We start from the raw sequence: 23,350 nt of genomic DNA on the forward strand, positions 1-23,350 counted from the left end.
ATGGCGCCGCCCAGCGACAGCGAGCGCGCCGAGGCGCGCCGCCAGCAGGTGCTGGACGCGGCGGCCCAGTGCTTCCGCGGCCACGGCTTCCATGGCGCCAGCATGGCCGAGATCGCCCGCACCGCGGGCATGAGCCCTGGCCACATCTACAACCTGTTCCAGAACAAGGAAGACCTGATCGCCGCCATCGTGGCGCGCGACCAGGCCAACTGGCTGGCCAAAGCTGAAGCCATGCTGCGCGCGCCGGACGTGGCTCAGGCCATGCTCGACGGCGTTCAGCAGGGCGTGGAGGAATGCACCGCGGCGGCCGACGCCGCCTTGCGCCTGGAAGTGGCCGCTGAGGCGGGCCGCAACCCCAAGCTCGCGGCCATCGTCCAGGCGGCGGATGCCGCCAGCCGCGAGCGCTGCAAGGCGCTGCTGCGCTTGGCGCTGCGACAGCGCGGCGTGGAACTGGAGCCGACCACGCTGTGCGCGCGTGCATCCGCGTTGGCGGCCATCTTTGACGGGCTCATGGTGCGCTGCGTGCGCGAGTCCGGCGTGGACCGCGCTGCCTTGACGTCGGAAATCCGCCGCCTGGTCCAGGCTTTGATCGAAGCCTGAAAGAGCAGGGTAAGGAAGAGGTCCGCGGACCTCTTTACAACATACACGTGACTTTTGAAATGCAACTTATTCCTGCCCTGCCCTGCCCTGCCCTGATTATTTTTAAAAATACACCAACATTTTATTTATTAATATTTTCTCGATAAACGGCAGAATAATTTCAATTATTCAAATATATCTCGCGGCTTATTTTGCAGTGAGCTAACCGCCTTTCCAGACTGAATGGCTGGGGTTTGGGCCGATTGAGAGAAATAAAGAAGATTTCAGGTCAAGTAAAAGTAAATCGCAACTTGACATGAAAATGTAAAAAAACCAGGGTATCGCTTGTTCTAAAAGGACACGTGTATGTTGTACTTTGAGGTCCATTTGCTCGGATCAAGGGTTGCAACGTTGAGCACAAAAAAACCGGCCGCGTGCGGCCGGTTTTGCTGAACAAACGGCCAATGAATCAGGCCGTCGGCGGCACCGTAGCGGCCTGGCGTGCGGCTTGTTGCGTGGCTTTGGCCAAGGTTGCGGGCGCCTGCTGCATCAGCGTGGCGCTGCCTTGGCCCAGTTCCATCAGAAATTCCATGTAGTTTTTCATCAGGCCCATCATTAAATCGGCCAGGGCGTTGGGCGGCACGGCCATGGGTGTGGCCGAGGGCTGCTGATTGAACATGCGCTGCGCCTGCGTCATGGCCTGGGAAACCATTTCCGGCGACAGCGAGAATTTGGTCAGCAATTCGAGGTTGGATTGCGCCAGTTTGGTGAACGGGGCCATGAAGGGTTGCATCACGTCGGAGGGCATGCGGAAACTCCACTGGTTGGGAATGAAGGCCACGGGCTGTCTTCTAGAGAAATGGGCACCGGGCGCGGTACAGCGTCGGACCCTGGTTACCACCGCGCATCAGCCCGGCAGGCCCAGGGTTTCCACCAAAAGAGCAGGCGGCTTGCCCGCTGTGAAACCCCGTTGCCGTCAACCGCGTACCCGCCATGCCGCGTTTGAACCGGATCGGCTTTCCCAGACCCGCAACAACTGCCCGGCTTGGCCCTGCTGCAGGGCGGGCACCCGCTTGCTTACGACAATCGCACCATGTTCTCCAAATTCCTGACCTTTTCCGCTGTCCTGCTGCTCAGTGTCGTGGCGGTTGCCCAACCCTCCGGCAGCGACAACGCCCAATGCGTGGCGGTCTTGAAGCTGCAGTCCAACGATCTGGCCGGCCAGGTCAAGGCCGGCAACGAGGCACGCAAGCCCGAATTGCTGCAAGTGCTGCGTCAAGGCGCCGCCTTCGTGGGTGACGCATGGCTGGACGGCTCACGTGACGAGGACAAAGCCAAGGCCAAGCTGGACCAGGCCGAGGATCAAGTCCGCAGGCTGGAACCCGCCAAGGCCCGTGCGCTGCGACAGCAATGCAGTACGGAGGCCGACACCATGATCCGCCAGGCCCCCGGCTGGCAGCGCAAGGTCATAGACCGCTTCGCGCAGGCCCGCATGGACAAGATGCTGCAGTCGCCGCAGTAAGCGGCGGCGCCTGACGGCCGCGGCGGCCGCATCAGTCGCCGGCGGCGGGTGGCGGCTCCTGCACCGCCCCTTCGCGCGTCAGCAGCGCGCGCTTGCGCTCCACGCCCCAGCGGTAGCCGGAAATCCCGCCGTCGCTGCGGACGATGCGGTGGCAGGGAATGGCCACCGCCAGCACGTTGGCCGCGCAGGCGCCGGCCACGGCACGCACTGCGGCGGCCGAACCCACGCGCGCGGCCAGTTCGGCGTAGCTCAAGGTCTGGCCCGGCGGCACCTGCTGCAGCGCCTGCCACACCCGCTGCTGGAAAGCCGTGCCGCGGATGTCCAGCGGCAGCGTCACAGGCGCACGCGGATCGTCCACCAGGCCCACCACGCGCGCCACCAGCGAATCGAAATCCGCGTCGCCCCCATGCAGCCGCGCCTGCGGAAAGCGGCCTTGCAGTTCTTGGACAAGCGCGTCGGCCTCATCACCCAGCGAGATCGCGCACACGCCGCGCCCGCTGCAGGCCACCAGGATGGCGCCCAAGCTGCACTGGCCCACGGCGAAGCGGATGTCCGCCTCCTGCCCGCCCTTGCGGTACTGGCCGGGCGCCATGCCCAGCAGCGCGTCGGCTTGCGCATAAAAACGCCCGCTGGAGTTGAAGCCCGCCCCGTACAGCGCCTGCGTGACGTTGGCCTCGCCGCCCGCCAGCGCCTGCTGCACGCGCCGCGCGCGCAGGGCTTGGGCGTAGGCACGGGGCGTGAGGCCCATGGCGGCCTGGAAGGCACGGCGCAACTGCACGGCGCTCATGCCCGCCTGCTGCGCCAGCGCCTGCAGCGGCGGCGGCGTGTCCTCGGCCTCGATGTGGCGGCACAGCGCGGCGATCAACTGCTCACGCCGCGCCGCGGGCGCCTCGCCGTCCGGATCACAACGCCGGCAGGCGCGAAAACCCGCTGCCCGCGCCAAGCCGGCATTTTCGAAAAACACCACGTTGTCCGGCCGCGCCCGTCGCGAGGGACAGGCCGGACGGCAATAAATACCGGTGCTTCGAACGGCATAAATGAAATCAGCCTGCGGATCGCGGGCCAGGACGGCGCTCCAGCGCGCATCCGTCGAAGCGGTTTCATTGGAAATGGCGATGGAATTCATGGCGGGGTTGGTCAGCGCGTGGACTACGGCAGAACTGTAGAGGCCGGCCGCGCGCCAAACACCTCGCTAACGAACATCAAAACCACCGGACACGCTGGCCGGGCCTGCTCCACGCGCAACGGCGGCCGCGCGGAGCGGTCGCAATGCCGTCAAGGCCACCGCCCGCGCGTGCTGCGGCGGGCTTCATGCACCGGGCTCAACCTCCAGGCTGCTCCTGCTCCTGTTCCTGCTTTTGGGCGGCATGGTCCTGCTGGAATTCGGGTTTGAGCTCGGCCACTCGATAGCCCTCCTTGAGCAGCGCCTTGCGCAGCCACTCGGGGTGCTCGCCGTCGCCGTCCCAGGTTTCACCGGTCACCGGATGGCGGTATTTCACATACCCCGGCAAGGGGGCGCTGGTGCGGCGGGCAGGCGCTGGCGACAACGAGCCCAACTCTTCCGGCGTGATGTTCCAAAACTCCATCAACTGCCGAATCTGGTGCATGGCAATGCGTCGCGCCCTGCTCGCGTTATCAAGGTCTGTCATGGGTGAACGAATAGGGAGAAGAACCGCAACGGCTGGGATGAACCGACACGCGGGCTTGGGCAGTAAGAAGTGGGCAATAAATGCGCCTTGTATAATAAATTTACATAATTCACGCAATCAAGGCCTTTGCATTCCAACGCGTGTACTCCCGTCTTCTACGAATTCAGGCTCAAACCGGGTTCTGAACGCGTGCCCTATGACTGCGAAATTTGCATGGAAACATCAGAAAAGCGTTCCAGTGGCAAGGTCGCTTTTGGCAGCGGCGTTGGGCGAACGCTGTAACTGATACATTTTCGCGATGGCCCGCGTGACGCGGCCCCTGCCTGAAAGCCTGTACTGACCGACGCAGGCTTGCTCGATTCACCACTTCTCGGTCTTTGCGCTGCTGCGGTTGCCTGTCAATGGTAGGCAACGGCGTTGCGCTCCGCGGTTTCGGCATTCGGCCGGAATCTTTTTGAGTTTTCCGGCCAGGTGCCGCGTGCGAAAGCGGCGCCGGCTGCCGCGTTGGGCAGCCTGCTTGGGCCGGCTATTGAAAGACGTCCATAGACACCTTCACCCCCCAGCCGTTTTGCCGTCCGGCTGCCCTGGTGCAGCCCAGCTCGCGAGCGCGCCGCAGCGTGTGTGCCCGCATCCACTTCAAGCTGATGACTGCGTGACCCCATGGCCAAGGAAGAACTCATCTCCATGAACGGCGTGGTGCGCGAAGTCCTGCCCGACTCGCGTTTCCGCGTGGAACTGGAAAACGGCCACGAACTGGTGGCCTACACCGCGGGGCGCATGCGCAAACACCACATCCGCATCCTTGCCGGCGACAGTGTTTCGCTGGAACTCTCCCCCTACGACCTCAGCAAGGCGCGCATCACGTTCCGTCATCTGGAGCGCCGCGGCTCGGCTGCCGATTTCCAAGGAGGACGCTCGCGATGAAGCCCCAAGACGAAACCACCACCGTCATTCAGGACGACGGCCTGCGCTACAAGCGCAAGGCCGCCGGCTCGCCGTTCAGCCCCGGCGGCAGCGGCGGCATGCATCTGGCCACCATGTCCTGTTTCAAATGCGGCGTGCACCGCCCGCGCGCGGAACTCGTGTCCAAGAAGCTGCTGGGCAAGAACCAGCTCGTCTGCGCCGCCGGCTGCAAGTCCCGCTGAAGACGCAGGCCGCTCACGCGCCGCGTTGCGCCCCGCCGGCCGCGCCGGCCTTCATGGCAAGGGCGCGCAGCCCGCGGCAGGCGCCGGCAGCGTGAGCACCACCTCGGCGGCGCCTGCCGTCGCGTCCCGCTCACAGGACACCGCATCTCCCAGCCGCGCGCGCAGCGCGGCGCGCGTCCCGGCCGGCAGCGGCCATTTGAAACGCCCGTCGGCGCCGCTGAGCACGCCGATCTCGGCCAGCGGCCGGGGCGGACGCTCCAGCGAGCGGGCCTCGATCAGCGCCCCCGTCACGGGCCGCCCCGCGCCGTCCACCACCCGCCCCGATACGCCCTGAGCCGCGGCGACCGCAGCGCCGGGGCCGCCGCCCACGCCTGCTGGTACTTGCGGCTGCGCCGGCCGCGCGCAGCCGACGCAGCCCGCCGCAGCCAATGCCATCGCCGACAGCCACGCGGCGCGGCGCGCCCGCGGCCTCACGGAGCGTTCTTCCACGCCGTCAAGTTGGCGGCCACGGACTGGTTGATGCGCGTGCCGCTGTTGGTGGGGCCGAAATCTGCGTAGGCGTGTATGGCCACCACGCAGGTACCGAAGCAGTTGGCCTTGCTGGCGCCGCGGTCGGCTTCTATCACCGGTGCGCCGCTCTGGCCGCCGGCGGTGTCTATGCCGTAATGCATCTTGCGCTGCTCGGTGGAGAGGATGTTGCCGGCGCCGCCCCACATCGTCCCCTTGGGCTTGTCACCGGGATAGCCAACCACCAGCACCGCCAGGCCGGTCTGCGAGTCGGCCGTGGCGTAGTAGCCGAACCAGCCCGTGGTCTCGCCAATGGAGCAGTTGAGCTTGATGGCGCCGTAATCGAAGTCTTCACGCCCCTCCTCCGTCCACTTGGCCACGGCGTACAGCCGCCGCGCGCCGCAGGAGCCGAAGGGCGCCAGCCCGTTGTTGAAGGCGGGATAGAACTTGACGTCGCGGCTCCAGCTGCCGCCGGCGCCTTCGTGCACGCAGTGGCCGGCCGTGGCCACGGTGTCCTTGCTGATCAGGAAAGCGGTGCAGGAGAACTCGAATCCCCCTTGCGTGAAGGTCAGGAAGCCGATGGCCCGATAGGGAAAGCCGGATTCCCGGGGATACAGCCGAAAGCGCCGGTCGGGGCCGACCACCGCCTCGGGTTGGGCGCGGTCGCCGCCCGCGCGCCCGTAAGGCGGCAGCTTGGGCTGGTAGCGGCTGCGGAAGTCCGCCAAGGCCGCGCCGGAGAGCGTGAAGGCCGGGAACTCGGCCTTGGCGTCCGGCGCCGCGCCCTCGCGCAACGCTCCAGCGAAGGACGCACCCGTGTCGGCCGAGAGTGCCGAGGGCGCTGCCAGCACGCTGCCGTCGCTGCTGACCGTGCGCTGCACGTCCGCCTGCGCCTGCACGGCACCGGCCGCGCTCAACAGGGCGACAGCCACCCATCGCGCCGAGCGGCGCGCCCGCATTGTTCTTACTTCCATGTCCTCGTCTCCCGTGACGACACGCCCGCAAGGGCTCGACGCAGCGTGGAGCAGGCGGCGCGCCCGCCAGGCTCAAGGCCGTGTCATGGCGAGCGTGGAAGCGGCGTGCGCGTTCAGCCCGGCACCAGCTCCAGCGTCGCCACCGTGCCGTCGCCCTCCTGGGAAGCCATGGTCAGCGTGCCGTCCATGGCCTCGGCCAGCCGGCGCGAGATCACCAGGCCCAACCCGGTGCCCGGAATGGACGTGCGCTCGCGCCCGGCACGGGCAAAAGGTTGAAACACCTGCTGCAACTGCTGCTGCGTCATGCCGATGCCGTCGTCGGCCAGCTGCACCCGCACGCGGCCTTGCACGCGCTCGGCCGTCACGCGCAGCTTGCCGCCCGGGCGGTTGTACTTGATGGCGTTGGAGACGAGGTTGGAGAGGATTTGCCGCAGCCGCGTCGGGTCGGCGCGCACCTGCAGCCCGGCCGGCACGTCCTCCAGCAGGCTGACCTGCTGCGCGCGCGCCTGCGGCATGAGCAGCGACAGCGCCAGTTGCACGCATTGCGCCAGCGGCACGGTTTCCATCTCCACGCGCAACTGGCCCTCATGGGCGCGTTGCAGCACCAGCAGGTCATCCACCATGGCCAGCAGGTGGCGGCCGGCCTCCTCGATGTGCTGCAGGTACTGCTCCGACTTGGACTGCTTGGCCTCGAAGGGCGTGAGGCGCAGCAACTGCGTGAAGCCCAGCACCGCGTTGAGCGGCGTGCGCATCTCGTGGCTCACGCGCGAAAGCAGTTGCGCCTGCGCGTGCTGTTGCGCCTCGCGCAGCTCCAGGGCGCGGCGCTCGGCCTCCAGCTCGGCGCGCTGCCGCTGGGCCAGTTTCTGGTCGCTGATGTCCTGCACCTGGTAGAGCAGGCGCGGCGAGGCGTCGTGCGGCTCCAACAGCGACACGCTCACCTGCGTCCACACCACGGCGCCGTCGGCGCGCAGGTAGCGCTTCTCGAACTGCACGCTGTGGCTGCTGCCGTCGCACAGCGCGCGCAGGTGGGAAGACTCGACCGCGGCATCGTCCGGATGCGTGAGCGCACCGTGCGCGCGGCCCTGCAGCGCCGGCAGCGCCAGGCCCAGCAGCCGCGCCAGCGTCTGATTGGCCTGCAGCACCTCGCCCAGCAGCGACACCAGCGCCATGCCTTGCGGCGCGTCGTCGAACACATGGCGCCAGCGCTGCTCGCTGTCCAGCAGCTGCTGCTCCATCTGCGAGCGTGCCAGCGCCACTTCTATGCACGCGCGCAGCTCCCCGGGCTGGAATGGTTTGGTCAGATAGCCGTGCGGCGCCGTGCCCACGGCCTGCGCCAGCGTGCCCAGGTCGGTGTGCGAGCTCAGGAAGATCACCGGCATGGCGCCGCCGGCCTGCTTGAGCGCCTCCGCGGCCTGCACGCCGTTGAGCGGGCCGCGGATGTTGATGTCCATGAGCACCAGGTCCGGCAGCTCCCGCGCCGCCAGGGCCAGCGCATCGGCGGCGCTGTCGGCCGGCCCAACCACGCGGTAACCCATGTCCTCCAGTTGCAACTGCAGGTCCAGCGCGATCACCGCATCGTCCTCGACGATCAGGATGGTGACGGCCGGCGCGGCGGCGCGCAGCGTATTGGTAGGCGAGGGACAAAAGTTCATGAAATGCACATGCAGCTTGGCGCCGCCCCCAAGTCAACGGACAGCCAAGCCGCGGCAGTAACATATTGACGCAAAACACGTCCGTTAAGGCAAGCCGACGAGCGCTGGGCGTATGAACGGCGACCTTGGGCGCGGGCAACCGGCGCGGTGCGCCGCGCAAAAACGTTCAAGGCGCGTGCCAAGTCACCTGCGGGCGCTGCAGCGGGCATGTCCATAAAACGTGGGAAGAGAAAATGGAAAAGCCCATCGAGGGCTGGAGGTGAGCGTGCGCGAATGTTGCGCACGCTTTAACGCTGCCATGTAAATGGCTGCAGCGATTGCGCCGAAAATGCACGTTATTCCTGGGTATGGGCCCGGGCCGGTCCTGGTAGTGCAGCCGCCGAGGCCGAAATTAATGAGCCGGCGTGAGCAAAAGCGCCCACGCGCTGTTGTATGTTGCAGGGCGTGAACGCAGAAACCCTGTTCCCTTCCGATCCCTTGCGGCCCAGCGACGCCGAGCGCTGGCGAGACGACCCCGTGGGCATGAGCCTGCCCAAGCTCTCGCCGCGCTCGCGCCAGCTCTACACGACCTACTGGCTGGCGTGGCGGCGCTTCCTGACCGGGCGCGAGGTGCCGCTGGAGGCGGCCACGCCCATAGAGGCCGTGGCCTTCCTGGCCGGCGAGCGCCTGAACCCCACCACCCAGGCGCGCTACCGCCGCGTGCTGGGCCAGGTGCACGCGGGCGGCGTGATGTGCGGGGCGCTGCCGCCGGGCAACCCGTTCGAGGACCTGGGCAACGAGGTGCCGCGGCGCGAGCAGCCGCGCTCGGTGGCGTTCACGCCCGCGGAGCGCGCGCAACTGCTGCTGCGGCTGGAGCACTGGCATCCGCTGGAAGTGCAGGCCCAGCGGGACCGGCTGCTGATCGCGCTGCTGCTGGGCGAAGGTTTCACGTTGTCCGAAACGGCCGGCGCGCGCGTGGAGCACCTTGGGCGCGACGAGGCGGGCGTGTGGTCGCTGGAAATCGGCGGCCCGCGGCGCAGCCAGTGGCGCACGCTGCAGTTGAGCGAGCTCACGGCCGACGCGCTGGCGGCCTGGCTGCCGCGGCTGCCCAAGCCGGAGACACCGCTCATCCCCGCGCTGCCGCAGATGCGCGCGCCGCTGAGCCGCCAGCCCGCCTTCCGCGCCGTGCAGGCTTTCCTGAACGTCGCGCTGCAGGACGGCGTGCTGCGCCGCCTGCCCGGCGACACGGGCCCGGCCGCGCTGCGCAACAGCGCCATCGTCGCCTGGCTCAGCGAGGGCGTGCCGCACGCCGAGGTGCTGCGCCGCGCCGGGCTGCAGCGCCTGGACGCGCTGGACCGCCTGGCCCCCATGCTGGACGACCGCACCCGCGACGCCCTGTTCGCCACCCACCGCGCCCAGGATGCCGCCGGCGTGCCCCACGCGCCGGTGGAACCGGCCGCCGACGCGTGACGGCCGCGCCCCTGGCACGCAGCCGCGCCCGCAAGCATGAACGCCCCGCCGCTGAACCCCGGCTGGCTGCACACCGTGCTGCGCGCGCGCGGCCTGCCGCTGCTGCCGATGGAGACGCTGCGCGAGGCCGTGGCGCAGTTGCGGCCGGAGCAGTCGCAGGCGCTGGGCCGCGCCTGCCTGGCGCTGCAGTCCGGCACGGACAGCGTGGCGCAGATGAGCGACCTGGCCGACTTCGTGCGCTGCAGCCGCCCCGAGCACCGCGCCGCGCTGCGGGCCGCGGGCCTGTCGGACGACGTGGGCCAGGTGCTGGCGGCGCTGCAGCTCCTGGGCAGCCAGGCCTTCTTCGCCGCGCTGCGCGCCTTGCCGGACGAAGCGGCCGTGGCGCAGTTGTGGCCGCACCTGCAGCCGCCCGCGCCGCCCAGGAAAGCGGCGGTGGACGACGAGGCCGCCGCGCCCAGCCTGGATGCCGGCTGGCCTGACGACGACTGGCCGCCGCCGGAGCCGCACGACGACGTGCCCTGGCCCGCCCAGGAGCCGCCCCCGCCGCCCGCCCCTGCCGCCACGAATGGCGCGCCGGCCTCCGGCACGCCGGCGGCCCAGCCCGGCGCCCGCGTGCTGCCGCGCGGCCACCATGTCTATGGCGCCAAGGCAGCACTGCGCGTGGAGTTGGACCACTGGCGTACCGACGACCCCGTGCGCCGCCACACGCTGCGGCTGGAGGTGGCCGGCGCGCTGGCCGAGCGCCGCTACGACTGGGAGCACAAGATCGCGGTGCAGCTCACGGCGCGCGAGCTGCCCGCCTTTGCCGCCGTGATGCTCAACCTGCTGCCGCAGTTGCAGGCGCAGGGGCACGGCGCGCTCAACGACAAGTGGTTCGAGCTGCGCCGCCAGTCCGGCGGCGTGCTGGTGCGCGTGGGCCAGGCGCGGCGCGGCTTTGCCGTGCCCGTGGGCGCGGGCGACCTCTACGAGCTCACGCTGCTGGCGCTGGACGCCCTCAAGGCCAATGCGCCCCAGGCCGACACGGCGCAGGTGATGGCGGCGCTGCAATCGCTGGCGGGCTGACGCAGGCGTTAGACCGTCTAACACCGCGTTCAGGGAACCGCATCGCGCCCGCCGCGGCCTGTCAAGCGCCTGGCCTGAAGCCGCCTTCGCGTACATCCCGGCCGCGTTGGCGGCTGGCCTAGAACACCCCCAGCGCCAAGCCCGCCGCCAACGCCGCGCCCAGCTCGCGGCAGCGCTCCAGGTCCGCGACGTCCAGCCGCTTGGGCGCCGCGATGGCCTGCGGCGTCTGCGCCCGCGTGCAGACGATGAGAGGCGGCGCCACCGCCTTCAGGCGCCAGCCGGTGGCGATGCGCTCCAGTTGCCGCGCCGCGCCCTGCCCGTCGCTGCCCGCGCACACCAGCACCGCGCAGGGCCGGCCCTGCAGCCGCTCCAGCAGGGGGTAGTAGCAGCGGTCGAACAAATCCTTCAATTGCCCCGCCATGGTGCCCAGCATCTCCGGCGTGGCGAAGATGAAGCCGTCGGCGGCCAGCAGGTCCTGGGGGCCGGCCTGCGGCGGCTGCAGCAGGCGCACCTGCACGCCTGCCTCACCGCGCGCGCCGGCAACGGCGGCCTGCGCCATCTGCCGCGTGCCGCCGGTGAAGGAGGTGTAGACGACGAGCAGCGTCTTCATCGCGGGCGGCGGCCGGCGCGCCGCGCTGGGGTGCCGGGGCCGCTCATGACGTGGGCAGGCGGGAGAGGTGCTCCGTGCCGCTTTCAGGCAGCCGCACCTCGCCGCGGCGGCCGTGGATCTGGCGCACGTTGGCGTCTGCGCGCGGGAAGCGCCAGGACTCGAACTGCTCCTTCACCCCAAGCCGGCCGCGGCTGTCGCGAATGCCGTTGCGCCGCTGCGTGGCGCCCAAGGCCCACGAGCGCAGCGCGGCCGGCGCGGCCGCAGCACTTGGGCGGGCGGCGAACGCCGCGGCGGCCAGCGCCAGCCCTTGGCGCCTGGTGAATGCGTGCATGTGCAGCTCCTGCAAGCGCTCGCCAGCCCCGCGGGCCCGGCGAAGCGGCCCATTGTGCGTGGCCGCCGCAGCCAGGGCGGCCGTGGCGGCATGGGGCGGCAGCGGGCGTCCTTCGCGCCGGCCGGCCGGGCGACACTGGCAGCCCCGGGAACATCGCTTGCACCCTTTCCGACATGAGCTTCACACCCCACTACGCCGCCGTCGAACCCACCCGCGCCGAGGTCGATGCGCTTGCCGGCACCACCGTGCTGGAGTTCGGCGCGCCCTGGTGCGGCTTCTGCATGGCGGCGCAGGCCGACATCGCGCAGGCGCTGGACGCCGTGCCCGCCGTGCGCCACCTGCGCGTGGAAGACGGCAAGGGCCGGCCGCTGGGCCGGTCGTTCAAGGTGAAGCTGTGGCCCACACTGGTGATGCTGCAAGACGGGCAGGAAATCGCCCGCGTCGTGCGCCCGCAGGGCGTGGAGGACATACGCCAGGCGCTGCGCAAGCTGGGCTCGCCGGACGGCCTGGCGGACTGACGCAACGACTGGCGGCTGCGGGCCCTGGGCCCAGGGCCAGGCCGCCGGGACGCTCAGGCGTCGTCCTCCATGAAAGCGTCGCGGAAGGCCTCGCAGAAATCAGCGTGGCCCGCCAGCGTCAGCGTCAGCGTGTGGCGCAGGGTCTCGCTGCCCACGCTCTCGCGCTCGAAGCGGCGCGCGCCGGGAAAGTAGCGCACGCGCTGCTGCGTGCTGCTTTCGCTGGTGGCCTGCAAGTCCAAGTCCCAAACAAAACCCTCGTCCAGCGGGCCGGGGCCGTCGGGAAAGGTGGCGTGAGCCCAGTCCAGCACCTGCGCGATCTCCTCCTCCAGCGCCGGCAGCGCGCGCGGCGCCACGGAAGCCATGGCGTCGAAGCTGCCGCCGCCGTCGTCGGCCTCGCTGAAATCAAAGGTCAGGTAGCTCAGTGCCATGCCGGGGCTCGTTTCGGGTCGTCTTTCGGCCGGAGTCTGCCACCGGAAAGCAGCGCTCCCATCCAGGCCGCAGGACCGGCGCCGCTTGGAAAGGCTGGTTGAACGTGCCGGAACGCGCCCGGAACGCACCCATGGAACGGGCAGGCTTGCGCGCTGAGGCACCATCGCGGCCATGAACCAATCCCTTGCACGGCCCACGATGAACCTGGACCTGTTCGAGGACGCGCCGCAGAGCGCCGGCGCGCTGGAGTTCCAGCGCGCGCTGCACGGCTGGCTGCGCGCCAGCCAGCAGGCCGGACAGGTGCGGCGCGACTCCTCGGCCTCGGTGTACGAGGCGATGTGGACGGCCCTGGCGCAGTGGTGCGTGGGCCGCGGCATCGCGCTGGACGAGATCACGGCCGCGGACCTGGACGCCTACATCGCCTCGCGCGGCGGCTTCGACGAGCTCAGCGCCCGCTACGCGCTGCGGCTGCTGCGGCTGGTGGAGCGCGTCATGGAGCACCGGCGCCTCACGCGCGGCGCGCCCGTGAACCGCGCCGCCACCGAGCTGATCGCCTCGCGCGCCGAGGTGCGCTTTGCCGGCTCGCACGGGCGCGACCCGCTGCCGGACGTGCTCAGCGCCACCGAGGCCAAGCGGCTCGTGGTCTACCTCTGCGACAGCCGCCCGCTCGGCGGTGGCGCCAGCTATTGGCAGGACTTGCGCAACCGCGCCTCCGTGGCGCTGATGTTGGGCGCGGGCCTGACGCCGGGCGACGTGCGCGCGCTCACGCTGGAGGGCGTCATCTGCGAGGGCGGCCCCGTGGCCGGGCTGCCCTGGAAGCTGCGGCTGCCCGGCAACGGCAACTCCCCCGCGCGCGAGACGCCCATGGCGCCTTGGGCGGCGCGGCTGCTGGCGGCGTGGCTGCAGGTGCGCAGCCAGCAGCGCATCCCGGGGCCCATGTGCTTTCCCTCCACCAAGACCAGCGGCAAGGCCTGGGGCAAGGTCGCGCAGTACACGGCCGCGCGCACCGTGCTGCTGGCCGCGGGCATAGAGGACGTGGAAGGCGGCAGCTACAAGCTGCGCCACACCTTCGCGCTGCGCCAGTTGCGCAAGGGCAAGCCGGCCACGGAGGTGGCGCGCTGGTTAGGTTTAAGCGACCCGGCCATGATGGAGCGGTACAGGCGCATCCTGGTCTCGCCGGTCGAGCTGGCTTGAAACTGGCCCGCGAACCGGCCGCACAGAGGGCCTGACGCAGCGCGCAAGCGGCGGCCACACGGCCGGCGCGGGGCCCGCGGGCGCCACGGCCGCGGCTCAGCCGGCCGGCAGCGCCTGGCGCGTCTTCAGCGCCACGTCCTGCAGCCACGGATGCGCGTCCCAATGGCGGCGGGCGAACTGCTCGATCTGGGCACGCTGCGTGAGCGTGAGGCCGATCACGTCCAGCCCCTCCATGAGCATGCGGCGGTGGCGCGCGGAGAGGCTGAAGCCGGCGTGCACGCCGGCGCTGCGCACGGTCATGGTTTCCAGGTCGATGCGCACGGCGTTGCGCGACGGGTCGTCCGCATCGGCCATGAGGGCGGCGACGTCCTGCGCCGGCAGCATGGCCAGCAGCAGGCCGTTGTTCATGGCGTTGGAATAGAAGATCTCGCCGAAGCTGGGCGCGATCACGGCGCGTATGCCGAACTGCTGCAGGCCCCACACGGCGTGCTCGCGGCTGGAGCCGCAGCCGAAGTTGGCGCCGCCTACCAGGATGGAGACGCCCGCGTAGTCCGGCCGGTTCAGGACGAAGGCCGGCCGCTCGCGCCCCTGGGCGTCGCAGCGCAGGTCGTACAGCAGGCCGGCCGCGAGGCCCGCCTTGTCGATACCGCGCAGGAACTGCTTGGGCATGATCTGGTCGGTGTCCAGGTTTTCGATGCGCAGGGCCGCGGCGCGGCCTTCGATGAGGTGTTGGTCAGCCATGGAGGCGCTCCAGCTTGCGAACGTCGGTGATGGCGCCGGTGACGGCGGCGGCCGCCGCCATGGCGGGGCTCATCAGGTGGGTGATGGCGCCGCGGCCCTGGCGCCCTTCGAAGTTGCGGTTGGTGGTGGAAGCGCAGCGCACGCCGGGCGCCAGCACGTCGTCGTTCATGGCCAGGCACATGGAGCAGCCGGGCTTGCGCCATTCGAAGCCGGCGGCGGTGAGCAGCGCCGCGATGCCCTCGCCTTCGGCCTGCGCCATGACTGCGCCCGAGCCCGGGACGACCATGGCGCGCACGCCCGGCGCCACGCGGCGGCCGCGCACCACGTCGGCCACTGCCCTCAAATCCTCGATGCGGCCGTTGGTGCAGGAGCCGATGAAGACGTGCTGCACGGGCGTGCCCTCCAGCGGCGCGTCCGGTGACAGCGCCACGTAGCGCAGCGCCTGCTCGGCGCTGCCGCGCTCGGCACCTGCCGGGAGCCGCTCGGGGTTGGGCACGCGGCCATCCACGGGGATGACCTGGTCGGGGCTGGTGCCCCAGGTGACGTGCGGCGCGACCTCGCCGGCATGGAAGCGGTGCTCGGCGTCGAAGCGCGCGTCGGCGTCGCTGTGCAGCGTGCGGCAGTGCGCCAGGGCCGCCTCGCGCACGGCGCCGGTGATGTCGGCCGCGCGCTGCAGCACGTAATCCATGGCCTTGTCGTCCGGCGCGATCAGCGCGCCGCGCGCGCCGGCCTCCACGGCCATGTTGCACAGCGTGAAGCGGGCCTCGACGGACAGCGCGTCAATGGCACTGCCGCAGAACTCCACCACGTAGCCGCGCGCGCCCTGGGCGCCGATGCGGCCGATGATCATCAGGATCAGGTCCTTGGCCGTGGCGCCCGCGGGCAGCTCGCCGTCCACGCGTATGCGCATGGACAACGCCAGCCGGTAGACCAGCGTCTGCGTGGCCAGCACGTGCTCCACCTCCGAGGTGCCTATGCCGAAGCCCAGCGCGCCCAGCGCGCCATAGGTGGTGGTGTGGCTGTCGCCGCAGATCACGACCATGCCGGGACGGATCATCCCGTGCTCCGGCGACACGACGTGCTCTATGCCCTGCAGGCGGTCGTTGGTGTCGAACAGCGGGATGCCGTGGCGCTCGCAGTTGCGCTTGAGGTTGCTGGCCTGCAGCGCGGAGGCCGGGTCGGCAATGACGCGCTCGGCTACCGGGTGCGTGGGGATGATGTGGCTCACCACCGCCACGTTCTGGCCCGGCACGGGCACGTCGTGGCCGGCGGCGTGCAGCCCGGCGAAGGCCTGCGGGCTGGTGTATTCGTTCATCAGGTGCAGGTCGCAGAACAGCAGCACGTTCTGCTCGTCCAGGACGGCGACGGTGTGCGACTCGACCAGCTTGGCGTAGAGCGTTTTGGAAGTCATGGTTTACAAGCCCGCCGGGGGCTCAGCGGTCTTCGGAAGGTTCGGACAGGAAAGGCAGGACGTGCGCGAGCAGCGCCTCGGGGGCCTCTTCGGGGATGTAGTGGCCGCAGGGCAGCGGCTGGCCGCGCACGTCGGCGGCGACGCGGCGCCACTCGTCCAGCGGCTTGAAGCAGCGGTGCACCACGCCCTGCTCGCCCCACAGCGCCAGCAGCGGCATGGGCAGGCGGCGGCCGGCGTCGCGGTCGGCACGGTCGTGGGCCAGGTCGATACCGGCGGCGGCGCGGTAGTCCTCGCACAGGCCGTGGGCGGCGCCGGGCAAGGCCAGGCAGCGGGCGTACTCGGCCAGGGCGCGGGGGTCGAAGGGGGCCAGGCCCGCGCTGCGGCGGCCCATCACGTCGCGCAGGTAGGCGGCGGGGTCGGCTTCGATGAGCCGCTCCGGCAGCGGCGCGGGCTGGATCAGGAAGAACCAGTGCCAGTAGGCGCGTGCAAAGGTTTCACTCGTCTGCTCGTACATGGCCAGCGTGGGCGCGATGTCCAGCAGCGCCAGGCGCGACACGGCTTCGGGGTGGTCGGCCGCCAGGCGGTGGGCCACTCGCGCGCCGCGGTCGTGGGCCAGCACGGCAAAGCGGTCGTGGCCCAGGGCCAACATCAGCCGCAGCATGTCGCGCGCCATCACACGCTTGGCGTAGTTGCCGTGGTCCGCGTCGCCCGCGGGTTTACAAGAGTCGCCATAGCCGCGCAGGTCGGCCAGCACCAGGGTGAAGCGCTGCGCCAGCGTGGGCGCCACCCGGTGCCAGATGGCGTGCGTCTGCGGGTGGCCGTGCAGCAGCAGCAGCGGTGGGCCCTCGCCGCCGGTGAGGGCGTGGATGGTCATGCCGACGTCGGTTTCGACGTCGCGGGCCTGGAAGCTGGGGAACAGTGGGGCGTTGCTCATGGCGCTGTTTACTCCGCGGTGATGCCGCGTTCCTTGACCAGCTTGGCCCACTGCGGCATTTCCTTCTCCAGCCGGGCGCGGGCCTCGGCCGGCGTGGACGGCGTGGGGTCGTAGCCCTCGCGCGTCATGCGCTCCTTGAGGGCGGGCGAAGCCAGCGCCTTGCCCAGCGAGGCGTTGAGCTTCTCAATGACGGGCTGCGGCGTGCCGGCGGGCGCGAAGACCATGAACCAGGTTTCGAAGGCGTAGTTGGGCAGGCCGGCTTCGGCGATGGTCGGCACGTTGGGCATGAGGGGCGAGCGCTTGGCGCCGGTCACGCCCAGCGCTCGCAGCTTGCCGGTCTGGACCTGCTGCTGGGCGGCGGAGAGCACGGGAAAGCTCATGTCCACCTGGCCGCCGATGGTGTCGGCCAGGGCCGGGCCGCCGCCGCGGTAGGGAATGTGGGTGATGGCCGTGCCGGAGACGCCCTTGAACAGCTCGGCGGCCATGTGGAAGGTGCTGCCCGGGCCGGCCGAGCCGTAGGTGAGCTTGCCCGGCTGCGCCTTGAGCAGCGCCAGCAGCGCCTTCACGTCCTTGGCGGGCAGGTTGTTGTTGACCACCAGCACGTGCTGGGAGCTGGCCACCAGGCCTATGGGCGCCAGGTCCTTGAGCGTGTCGTAGGGCATCTTGGGGAACAGGGCCGGGTTGATGGCCAGCGACACGGTCTGCAGGCCGATGGTGTAGCCGTCGGCCTTGGATTTAGATACCGCGTCCACGCCCAGGTTGCCGCCGGCACCGGCCTTGTTCTCTATGAACACCGTACCGCCCAGCGCCTTGGCCCATTCGTCGGAGATCAGCCGCGCGGCGATGTCGGCGCTGCCGCCGGGCGCATAAGGGACGACGAGCTTGATGGCCCGCTCCGGGTAGCCCTGCGCTTGGGCCGGGGCTGCGGCCAGCGCAGACAGTGCGGCCAGGGCGGCGAGAGCGCTTCGGCGTTGCATGGCTTGTCTCCTGTGTCTTGTGGAAGCGATGGGGAGATGCTATCCATGAACCCAAGTCGCATAATTTCTTCTTTTGAACTTCTTTCGTTCTTTAAATTCACCAATGGATGCCTTCACTGATCTGACCTTCTTCAGCCTGGTCGTCAAGCAAGGCAGCCTGGCGGCCGCTGCGCAGGAGCTGGGCGTGACGCCTTCGAGCGTGAGCAAGCGGCTGGCGGCGCTGGAGCAGCGCCTGGGCGTGCGGCTGCTGCACCGCACCACCCGCCGCATCGGCCTCACGCCGGAGGGCGAAACGTATTTGGTGGAAGGCGCCCGGGTGCTGGAGGAGCTGGAAACGCTGGAGCGCACGGTGGCGGGCAGCCGCGCGCAGCCCAAGGGACTGCTGCGCGTGAGCGGCACGTTGGGGTTTGGCAGGCGGCACCTGGCGCCTGCGCTGTCGGCCTTCGCGCTGCGCTACCCGGAGGTGGAAGTGCAACTGCACCTGGCCGATAAACCCATCAACCTGGTCGAGCAGGGTTTTGACTTGCAGGTGCGCTTTGGCGAGTTGCCCGACGCGCGGCTGACGGCGCGGCGGCTGGCGCTGAACCGGCGGGCGCTGCTGGCGGCGCCGGCTTACCTGGCGCGCGCGGGCGAGCCGGCCACGCCGCGCGACCTGGCGCAGCACGCCTGCATCTTCATTCGCGAGGGGGACGAGACCTTCGGCACCTGGCATCTGAGCCAGGGCAGCCGACAGGAAACGGTGAAAGTGCGCGGGCCGCTGAGCACCAATGACGGCGAAACGGCGCTGGGTTGGGCGCTGGCGGGGCACGGGATTTTGATGCGCTCGCTGTGGGACGCGGCGGCGCATGTGCGGGCTGGTGCGCTTCAAGTCGTGCTGCCGGAGTGGAGCCTGCCTTCGGCGGATATCTATGCGGTGTTTCCTACGCGTAGCCACCTTTCGGCGAAGACGCGGGCGTTGGTGGATTTTTTGGTGGAGTGGTTTGAGCAAAAGCCGCCTGGAGGGGACGAGGACTGAGCTGTCTCAAGTTGGCGTTCAGTGTTGCCGGGGAGAAATGTTGTTTTCTTGGGGGTTGTGATCAAGCGGCGAGGCAGGCACCCCGAGGGCGCTATTCCATTTCATGGGACGGCAGACGGGGATGGCCTCGTTCAGGCGTGGAAAAATCAATTTTTGGGAATTTGCCGTAAAGAAACAGGATGGCGGCTGGGGCTTGTTTTGCGTGGAGGCGAGTTGGGGAAGGAATTTCGTGATTTATTTCGCGCGCATTTGTCCATCCGCAGTTTTTTAAGCGACCTGTTGCACTTAGTCAAACCAGGGGCGAAGAACGACTTAACCGCCTTGGCGAGGCGGGCCATAGAACAGATGATGGTGGCTTTGAGTTGTTTAGGCCACAACGGAATTTTGTTACCGAGCGGGTCAATTAACATCACAACTCTTTTAACAAAGCTCGAAAGCGGAGAATGCAATGCCAGTTAAATACATGGTTAAGGCCTTTTTACCAAAAATCGTCGGATGCGGTGCGCAAGACAATGGATGGGACGACGCGCGCTGTAAACAATTCGAAGAATTCCTCAATACACATGCAGTCGGAGGCTGGCGTTTGCATTCAAGCGAATATCGGCAAGTGATCAATCGAGGCTGTGGCGGTGGAAAAGGTGAGTGGCTGGTTTGCACATTCGAGAGGGACGAGTGAGATTTATCGGAATTGCTGCCATTAAATTTTACCAACGGCATCTTCGCCGGTACCACAATCGCAAATGCATCTATAGCCCTTCGTGCTCTCACTATGGGATTATGGCGCTGCAAAAATATGGCTTCTTTAAAGGGTGCAGGGTTACCCACCTGCGAATTCGCCGCTGCAACGGCGCCTTGTTCCAGGGCGGGGAAGATATGCCGTAACAAAACCAACTCATCACTCCACAATGTTACTTCCGGCAGTCGCTGAATTTAAGCGTTGGGTATTGCTGGCGCCATGAGTTATTAGTCCGTTTTGGCTTCGAACCGCAGCACGGCATTCGCGGAGGTGGCCCGCACGACATATCGCTCACTGGTGACAGCTCGCTCGGCATTTTTCGCAAGTGGCCCTATGGAAATCGGTGCAGGGCTGGGTGACAGCTTCGCCCGGCTCAATTCCAGGGGCCAAATGTCTTTCTGGCCAGTCCAAACCCACTTTCCAGCGGACCAGAAAAAGCTACGCCTTTTCCGACCCTTTAACGCACACGTTGGTCATAAAGAAACTCAATACGAAAGGAGCATCCATGAATATGATCCCAGTTTCATCCTCCAACCTCAGAGCGATTGGCTACGAGGCAGCAACTCAAACACTCCGAATCGCCTTCGTCAGCAGCAGCATTTACGAGTATTACGGTGTCCCTGCATCAGTCCACGCGGGCCTTATGGCCGCAAGTTCGCACGGCTCCTACTTAGACGCCCATATCAAGAAGGGACCTTATTGTTACCGCAAGGTTGGCTAGTTTTCTGGCCCAACTCCAATAGATGACACATCGATGTTTCGCAACTCCATCGTGGCGCCATTTGCTAACTATCTCTACCGTGCATTCCGCAGGCACCCGACTCAGGATGGGGATGTTCCTTTCATTTGTTTGGCAAAAACAATACCCAAATTTTTTTCATCTCCAGTTTGTCGCTCAAATACATAATTTAAATTATAATTTTTTATGAAACAGACGTTTTCAGGCTCTTTGGCTAATGGAGAACTTTCTCACTGGAAGGAAATTCTCCAGCAATGGTGCAACTTGATCGAACAATGGTGCGTCGTAGCCACTCCAGATCGACCTTGGTGGCACCTTGAAATTTCAAATGCCGGCCTAATATCCACCGCCGCTATTCAATGCGGCCACGCATCCTTAGTTGAATCAGCCGTTTCAAAAACGGGAAACAAAAATAGTCGAAGTGATTTATGGATCAAATTCTCACAGCCGCTAGACTCCCTCATCTTCAATACTGAGGAATTCATTGAACTCAAAATATCTGTGGTCCACGGTAAAAAAGTTAATCTTAGTGGTCACAATAATGCAATCAAAGACGCTATTGCAGTAGATTGGCCTTGTCGAGCTAAAATTGCCGCTTGTATATTCATCGTAAAACCAGATGATAGAGGCTCAGAAATTTACTTCCAGGAAGTAGTTACTGATGTCCAAAGAAAGACAAATGCAGAGGCAATCGCGTGGTCATTCCCAAGTGCTGCAAGAGACATTCCAGCTAGCACTGGAATCTTTGAACCTGGCATTATACTAACTCTAAAGTTAGTTGGCCATCAAACAGCAAAAGAATACTGCTCTCATGCACTGGCAGGAAATTTGGAAAGCACGAACTGACCCAAAAACTCTTGCAGGAACAAACCTTAAAACTGACCAAACAATTTTATTATTAAATTGGCAATATAAAACAAGACGGACTATATTGTCTTGATGGACAAGCTCGACGCCCGAAAATTTTCCGAAGAAACGCTGCAAGTGTTGCGAAGGCAGGCTGACCGTCTGCGAAGAGAGGGCTGGACTTGGGATGAGATTGCAGCCATTGTTGGTATAAATCGCTCAGCGGTCCTGAATTGGCACAAGCGGTATGGCATCGGGGAAGCTGGCGTGCTGGGCGACGTTTCTTCCAGCAAACGGGGCGCACGTTCGGTGATAGCCGAACGCTAGATATAGCTCAAGAAACGCTGCTGCGCGACAAAATTGTGCAAGGTAGTCCAATGCAATTAAATTTGCCTTACGCATTGTGGAATCGTAATACGGTTCAATTGGCCGTTAAGGTAATGTGGGGCATTGACATGCCAATTCGCACAGTCGGTGAATATTTACGACGCTGGGGTTTTACGCCGCAGCGTCCTGCGAAACGTGCATTGGCACAGGATCCCGTCGCAGTGCAGCAATGGCTGCAAGTACAGTACCCCGCCATAGTGCGCCAAGCCAAAGCCGAGCTTGGCCTTATTCACTGGGGCGACGAGACTACCGTTTGGCAAGACGCGGCATGGGCACGCGGCTACGCGCCCGCCGGCCATCGAAGACTAACGGTTACCGTGATCTCCTCATTGTTGGGCATAACGCCGTAGAGGAGAGCCGCATCACTTTAGCGTTTGATGGGAAATACTATAAAATGAAGAGTTGCATTAAAAGCGTCTTCAATAAAAATGGGGTAAGAACTGAGCCGTGTGAAACTTTTTTAGAGGGGCATTGCGGGGACTGAGACGAAAACATCGTTTCGAGCCGCTTCCGCTCTCCACTGAATTTATTCGTTAGGCCTCACGGAAGCATCCAATGTCAATCGCCGCAGCCCAAGCAACAAAGTTCTATGAGCAAGTTGTAGCCAAAGGAAGACTTTTTACCTTCACAGAAAACGACGAATATCTTGTTTATCGAATTAACGACAAAGAAGTCGCTTCATTTTGGTCAAGCAAGACGAGACTGGAAAGCATTCAGAAAGATCATTCAAAATATCAAAAGTTTCGGATTTCCGTAATTCCACTGAATCAATTCTTAAACAAAGAACTTCAGCTATTTGAAAGTGAAGGCTTGTCGATTGGTGTCAACTGGTCTGGTGTGCGACTTACCGGCCATGACATCAGTGCACAAGACCTTCGAGAAAACATCAGTTACTGGCAGTCAAAGGATGGAGCGTGATCTCCATCAACGTCGAGGGTGTTGGGCGCGCTGAACAATTTGCCTGTTAGGTATTCGATCTTGGCTGCGGCATTCGCAAAGGCGGCACATGCGACCTATGGCGCCACTCCCAGCATTGGGGATGAGCAAGCCGCAACCCCCGCACGCCCCCGGAGGACTCTCATGCCCACGCAACGCCCCCTGGACGACCTCCTCACCGGCGCCCCCCGCCACCTCTTCTTCACCGGCAAGGGCGGCGTAGGCAAAACCTCGCTGGCCTGCGCCTGTGCGCTGCGCCTGGCGGACGCGGGCCGGCGCGTGCTGCTGGTGAGCACCGACCCGGCCTCCAACCTGGACGAGATGCTCGCCACGCCGCTGGGCCGCCAGCCGCGGGACGTGGCCGGGGCGCCGGGGCTGCAGGCCATGAACATCGCCCCGGAAGCCGCGGCCGAGGCCTACCGGCAACGCGTGCTGGCGCAGATGGCCCCCGGCAGCACCGAGGCCGAGCGCGGCCAGGTGCGCGAGCAGCTCTCCGGCGCCTGCACCACCGAGATCGCGGCCTTCGACGAGTTCGTCGGCCTGCTCGCGGGCGATGCGCATGGCTTCGACCACGTCGTGTTCGACACCGCGCCCACTGGCCACACGCTGCGGCTGCTGAGCCTGCCCAAGGCCTGGACCGGCTTCCTGGAAGGCAACGACCGCGGCGCCTCCTGCCTGGGGCCGCACTCGGGGCTGAAGATGCAGGAGGCGCGCTTTCGCGAGGCCATGCAGGCGCTGGGCGACGCCGCGCGCACGCGCGTGGTGCTGGTGACGCGGCCGGACGCGCCCGCGCTGCGCGAAGCCGCGCGCACCCGCGAGGAGCTGCTGGCGCTGGGCCTGGGCAACCAGTGGCTCGTCGTCAACGGCGTGTTCACCGAAGCGGCGGCGAGCGACGCGGTGGCCGCCGCGCTGCAGGCACAGCAGCACGCCGCCCTGCAAGCCATGCCCCCGGCGCTGGCGCCGCTGCCCATCAGCCACGTGCCGCTGCGCGGCTTCGACATGGTGGGATT

The 23,350-nt window shown here is 66.6% G+C and carries 30 protein-coding genes; 17 read left to right on the plus strand and 13 right to left on the minus strand.

Annotated features, from left to right (window positions below; genetic code table 11):
* Window positions 1–600, plus strand: coding sequence for a TetR/AcrR family transcriptional regulator (locus SM757_RS18795; protein ID WP_066332853.1), 600 nt, complete (start codon window positions 1–3; stop codon window positions 598–600).
* A gap of 448 nt (window positions 601–1,048) precedes the next feature.
* Here the strand turns inward: SM757_RS18795 and SM757_RS18800 are convergent, their stop codons facing one another.
* Complete coding sequence (locus tag SM757_RS18800; RefSeq protein ID WP_322466664.1) at window positions 1,049–1,420, minus strand: hypothetical protein; 372 nt, start codon at window positions 1,418–1,420, stop codon at window positions 1,049–1,051.
* 252 nt (window positions 1,421–1,672) lie between these two features.
* Between SM757_RS18800 and SM757_RS18805 the strand changes: the two genes are divergently transcribed.
* Window positions 1,673–2,101: a hypothetical protein gene (locus SM757_RS18805; protein WP_322466665.1), complete on the plus strand. Its 429-nt coding sequence runs from the start codon at window positions 1,673–1,675 to the stop codon at window positions 2,099–2,101.
* Between the two features lie 31 nt (window positions 2,102–2,132).
* Here SM757_RS18805 and ada read toward each other — a convergent pair whose 3' ends face one another.
* Both ada and SM757_RS18815 read right to left on the minus strand, forming a co-directional pair.
* Entirely contained in the window at window positions 2,133–3,227 is a 1,095-nt protein-coding gene (gene ada / locus SM757_RS18810; protein WP_322466666.1) for a bifunctional DNA-binding transcriptional regulator/O6-methylguanine-DNA methyltransferase Ada, read from the minus strand.
* Between the two features lie 196 nt (window positions 3,228–3,423).
* Complete coding sequence (locus tag SM757_RS18815; RefSeq protein WP_238455698.1) at window positions 3,424–3,708, minus strand: H-NS histone family protein; 285 nt, start codon at window positions 3,706–3,708, stop codon at window positions 3,424–3,426.
* 702 nt (window positions 3,709–4,410) lie between these two features.
* On the opposite strand from SM757_RS18815, the gene infA reads away from it, so the two are divergent.
* Both infA and SM757_RS18825 read left to right on the plus strand, forming a co-directional pair.
* Window positions 4,411–4,674: a translation initiation factor IF-1 gene (gene infA, locus SM757_RS18820; protein ID WP_322466667.1), complete on the plus strand. Its 264-nt coding sequence runs from the start codon at window positions 4,411–4,413 to the stop codon at window positions 4,672–4,674.
* Complete coding sequence (locus tag SM757_RS18825) at window positions 4,671–4,895, plus strand: hypothetical protein (RefSeq protein WP_066332834.1); 225 nt, start codon at window positions 4,671–4,673, stop codon at window positions 4,893–4,895. Before infA ends, SM757_RS18825 begins: the two co-directional genes overlap by 4 nt.
* A 51-nt stretch (window positions 4,896–4,946) precedes the next feature.
* Here SM757_RS18825 and SM757_RS18830 read toward each other — a convergent pair whose 3' ends face one another.
* The 3 genes from SM757_RS18830 to SM757_RS18840 form a co-directional block, all read right to left on the minus strand.
* Window positions 4,947–5,330 (minus strand): carboxypeptidase-like regulatory domain-containing protein, encoded by a 384-nt coding sequence (locus tag SM757_RS18830; protein WP_322466668.1) that lies wholly within the window; start codon window positions 5,328–5,330, stop codon window positions 4,947–4,949.
* A gap of 35 nt (window positions 5,331–5,365) precedes the next feature.
* Window positions 5,366–6,373: a trypsin-like serine peptidase gene (locus tag SM757_RS18835; RefSeq protein ID WP_322466669.1), complete on the minus strand. Its 1,008-nt coding sequence runs from the start codon at window positions 6,371–6,373 to the stop codon at window positions 5,366–5,368.
* 113 nt (window positions 6,374–6,486) lie between these two features.
* Window positions 6,487–8,025 (minus strand): sensor histidine kinase, encoded by a 1,539-nt coding sequence (locus SM757_RS18840; RefSeq protein WP_322466670.1) that lies wholly within the window; start codon window positions 8,023–8,025, stop codon window positions 6,487–6,489.
* Between the two features lie 444 nt (window positions 8,026–8,469).
* Between SM757_RS18840 and SM757_RS18845 the strand changes: the two genes are divergently transcribed.
* Complete coding sequence (locus SM757_RS18845; RefSeq protein ID WP_322466671.1) at window positions 8,470–9,474, plus strand: tyrosine-type recombinase/integrase; 1,005 nt, start codon at window positions 8,470–8,472, stop codon at window positions 9,472–9,474.
* 36 nt (window positions 9,475–9,510) lie between these two features.
* On the plus strand, window positions 9,511–10,536 hold the full coding sequence (locus SM757_RS18850; protein WP_322466672.1) for a hypothetical protein: 1,026 nt from the start codon (window positions 9,511–9,513) through the stop codon (window positions 10,534–10,536).
* 118 nt (window positions 10,537–10,654) lie between these two features.
* Here the strand turns inward: SM757_RS18850 and SM757_RS18855 are convergent, their stop codons facing one another.
* Window positions 10,655–11,146 carry a flavodoxin family protein gene (locus SM757_RS18855; protein WP_322466673.1) on the minus strand — a complete coding sequence of 164 codons (492 nt, stop codon included), beginning with the start codon at window positions 11,144–11,146 and terminating at the stop codon, window positions 10,655–10,657.
* A 43-nt stretch (window positions 11,147–11,189) separates the two neighbouring features.
* Window positions 11,190–11,477 (minus strand): hypothetical protein, encoded by a 288-nt coding sequence (locus SM757_RS18860; protein WP_322466674.1) that lies wholly within the window; start codon window positions 11,475–11,477, stop codon window positions 11,190–11,192.
* Window positions 11,478–11,650: 173 nt separating this feature from the next.
* On the opposite strand from SM757_RS18860, the gene SM757_RS18865 reads away from it, so the two are divergent.
* Window positions 11,651–11,995, plus strand: coding sequence for a thioredoxin family protein (locus tag SM757_RS18865; protein ID WP_322466675.1), 345 nt, complete (start codon window positions 11,651–11,653; stop codon window positions 11,993–11,995).
* 53 nt (window positions 11,996–12,048) lie between these two features.
* Here the strand turns inward: SM757_RS18865 and SM757_RS18870 are convergent, their stop codons facing one another.
* On the minus strand, window positions 12,049–12,423 hold the full coding sequence (locus tag SM757_RS18870) for a hypothetical protein (protein WP_322466676.1): 375 nt from the start codon (window positions 12,421–12,423) through the stop codon (window positions 12,049–12,051).
* A 172-nt stretch (window positions 12,424–12,595) separates the two neighbouring features.
* On the opposite strand from SM757_RS18870, the gene SM757_RS18875 reads away from it, so the two are divergent.
* Window positions 12,596–13,618 carry a tyrosine-type recombinase/integrase gene (locus tag SM757_RS18875; RefSeq protein ID WP_157118765.1) on the plus strand — a complete coding sequence of 341 codons (1,023 nt, stop codon included), beginning with the start codon at window positions 12,596–12,598 and terminating at the stop codon, window positions 13,616–13,618.
* Window positions 13,619–13,714: 96 nt separating this feature from the next.
* On the opposite strand, the gene leuD is transcribed toward SM757_RS18875, so the two are convergent.
* The 4 genes from leuD to SM757_RS18895 all read right to left on the minus strand — a co-directional run bounded on the left by leuD (window position 13,715) and on the right by SM757_RS18895 (window position 17,681).
* Window positions 13,715–14,359 (minus strand): 3-isopropylmalate dehydratase small subunit, encoded by a 645-nt coding sequence (gene leuD, locus SM757_RS18880; RefSeq protein WP_322466677.1) that lies wholly within the window; start codon window positions 14,357–14,359, stop codon window positions 13,715–13,717.
* Entirely contained in the window at window positions 14,352–15,770 is a 1,419-nt protein-coding gene (gene leuC / locus SM757_RS18885; protein ID WP_322466678.1) for a 3-isopropylmalate dehydratase large subunit, read from the minus strand. Before leuC ends, leuD begins: the two co-directional genes overlap by 8 nt.
* 22 nt (window positions 15,771–15,792) lie before the next feature.
* Complete coding sequence (locus SM757_RS18890) at window positions 15,793–16,644, minus strand: alpha/beta fold hydrolase (RefSeq protein WP_407655782.1); 852 nt, start codon at window positions 16,642–16,644, stop codon at window positions 15,793–15,795.
* Window positions 16,645–16,712: 68 nt separating this feature from the next.
* Window positions 16,713–17,681, minus strand: a complete 969-nt coding sequence (locus SM757_RS18895) for a tripartite tricarboxylate transporter substrate binding protein (protein WP_322466680.1) — start codon at window positions 17,679–17,681, stop codon at window positions 16,713–16,715.
* Between the two features lie 103 nt (window positions 17,682–17,784).
* Here SM757_RS18895 and SM757_RS18900 point away from each other — a divergent pair, with 103 nt between their 5' ends.
* The 9 genes from SM757_RS18900 to SM757_RS18930 all read left to right on the plus strand — a co-directional run.
* A complete protein-coding gene (locus tag SM757_RS18900; RefSeq protein WP_322466681.1) occupies window positions 17,785–18,696 on the plus strand; it encodes a LysR substrate-binding domain-containing protein in 912 nt (303 codons plus the stop codon).
* Between the two features lie 48 nt (window positions 18,697–18,744).
* A complete protein-coding gene (locus tag SM757_RS18905; RefSeq protein ID WP_322466682.1) occupies window positions 18,745–19,155 on the plus strand; it encodes a hypothetical protein in 411 nt (136 codons plus the stop codon).
* A gap of 213 nt (window positions 19,156–19,368) precedes the next feature.
* On the plus strand, window positions 19,369–19,578 hold the full coding sequence (yidD, locus tag SM757_RS35580) for a membrane protein insertion efficiency factor YidD (protein WP_407655783.1): 210 nt from the start codon (window positions 19,369–19,371) through the stop codon (window positions 19,576–19,578).
* Between the two features lie 365 nt (window positions 19,579–19,943).
* Window positions 19,944–20,153 carry a KTSC domain-containing protein gene (locus SM757_RS18910; protein WP_322466689.1) on the plus strand — a complete coding sequence of 70 codons (210 nt, stop codon included), beginning with the start codon at window positions 19,944–19,946 and terminating at the stop codon, window positions 20,151–20,153.
* Between the two features lie 204 nt (window positions 20,154–20,357).
* Window positions 20,358–21,017, plus strand: a complete 660-nt coding sequence (locus SM757_RS18915) for a hypothetical protein (protein ID WP_322466683.1) — start codon at window positions 20,358–20,360, stop codon at window positions 21,015–21,017.
* Between the two features lie 93 nt (window positions 21,018–21,110).
* Entirely contained in the window at window positions 21,111–21,344 is a 234-nt protein-coding gene (locus tag SM757_RS18920) for a helix-turn-helix domain-containing protein (RefSeq protein ID WP_322466684.1), read from the plus strand.
* Between the two features lie 50 nt (window positions 21,345–21,394).
* Complete coding sequence (locus tag SM757_RS35585; RefSeq protein WP_407655780.1) at window positions 21,395–21,754, plus strand: winged helix-turn-helix domain-containing protein; 360 nt, start codon at window positions 21,395–21,397, stop codon at window positions 21,752–21,754.
* A gap of 205 nt (window positions 21,755–21,959) precedes the next feature.
* Window positions 21,960–22,322: a DUF2750 domain-containing protein gene (locus tag SM757_RS18925; protein WP_322466685.1), complete on the plus strand. Its 363-nt coding sequence runs from the start codon at window positions 21,960–21,962 to the stop codon at window positions 22,320–22,322.
* A gap of 162 nt (window positions 22,323–22,484) precedes the next feature.
* The coding region (locus SM757_RS18930; protein WP_322466686.1) for a TRC40/GET3/ArsA family transport-energizing ATPase at window positions 22,485–23,350 on the plus strand (866 nt) is incomplete at its 3' end.

It is taken from the genome of Azohydromonas lata (assembly GCF_034427735.1).
In the GTDB taxonomy this organism is placed as follows: Bacteria; Pseudomonadota; Gammaproteobacteria; order Burkholderiales; family Burkholderiaceae_C; genus Azohydromonas; species Azohydromonas lata.